This window comes from Rhizobium sullae (assembly GCF_900169785.1).
Taxonomy (GTDB): Bacteria; Pseudomonadota; Alphaproteobacteria; order Rhizobiales; family Rhizobiaceae; genus Rhizobium; species Rhizobium sullae.
The window spans coordinates 1-1,293 of record NZ_FWER01000158.1; the positions used below are offsets into that span (position 1 = coordinate 1).

Genomic DNA, 1,293 nt, shown 5'->3' on the forward strand with positions numbered 1-1,293 from the left:
CGCAGACGAAATCCTCGCCTCCGTCAGACGCTTCTGCCAAAAAACAATGAACCGAACTTCGGATTCAGGTGACTAGGCTATCATGTCTGTAGACCGGAACGGGCCGACACAGCAGAAGATCGGCCGCTTCCGGAAAGCGCCAAAAGCAGCCATCCCACTAGCTCGATGGTGCATCGACTGGTAAGCGTGAACGCCCGCGATAGAAGGTGGACGGACGCATGCACAACCTGACGTTCCGATCGGACTATGCTCACTCCAGAGATGGCCTAAGAGCGTTAGGCGGCTTGATCCTCGATATCTTCGGGGTTGATATCAAACCGTTGGATCGGCTTGGCCATGATCCAAGTGTGATTGCCTTCGGTTGGTGGGAAGGTGAGAACCTGGTGGCGAATGTAAGCCTGTATGAGCGGCGGCTTTGGCTGGCAGGGCAGAAGGTGAAAGCATTCGGCGTCCAGTCGGTTGCCACTCGCCCTGAATGGCGGAATGTGGGCCTCTTCAGCGACTTGATGAGGCGGGCCTTGCACTATGCCGATCAGAGGTCAGAGCTAGTCATTCTGGCTACAGGCACGCCCGCTTTGTACAAGCCTTTCGGCTTTCGGCAGATTGAAGAAATGCGGTTCGTGTCACGGCATACCTCGCGCCGCTCGCCCGGCGAGTGCCGTGCACTATCCTTGGAAAACGATGATGATCTCACGCTGCTGAATCATGCTTTTGCTAATCGAGCGCCGACATCGCTTCTAGCCTCGGCTTGCGACCATCCTGCACTGTTCATGCTGAAAGCTGAACTGACACCGGAGATCAAGTTACTACACCTCCCGGACCTGAATGCCATAGTTGCCATCAAAGAGGAGGCCTCCTCTCTGTTCATCCTCGACATTGTGGCTTCCAGCATCCCCACAATCGGGGACATCGTCAGTGCTATTGATTTCGGTGGTGAACGGGTGGAGGTATGGCTAACGCCGGATTGCCTTTCTTGGCAGCCAGATGAGGGACATGCTTTCGACAATGGATACATGGTGCGCGGCCCCTTCGCCCCAGAAGGACAAGCTTTCATGTTGTCCGACATGAGAATATAGGTACGGCTGCCTTCAGCCGACTTCGTTGTGGCGAGATCGCGCCAATTGCGGTCATTGCGGGGATGGCGACATGCCCTAATTCATTTATCTCTGATTCCGAGAGGTGCCGATGAGGAAGCCCAACGATGTCCGCTCTGGGCGGTGGGCTCACGGGATGAATGCAACACACTATTCTTTTGTCAAAGAGGAGTGTGGACATGAAGCGTCGGCGTCGCAT

1 protein-coding gene is annotated in these 1,293 nt (G+C 55.4%); it reads left to right on the forward strand.

Features of this window, described 5'->3' with window-relative positions; translation table 11 throughout:
- Window positions 1-218: 218 nt before the first annotated feature.
- Entirely contained in the window at window positions 219-1,076 is an 858-nt protein-coding gene (locus BN1800_RS39495; RefSeq protein ID WP_087006366.1) for a GNAT family N-acetyltransferase, read from the forward strand.
- Window positions 1,077-1,293: the final 217 nt, after the last annotated feature.

Excerpts from the sequence above, each read along its gene's own strand:
- BN1800_RS39495 (WP_087006366.1), top strand. The coding sequence starts at position 219 with ATGCACAACCTGACGTTCCGATCGGACTATGCTCACTCCAGAGATGGC.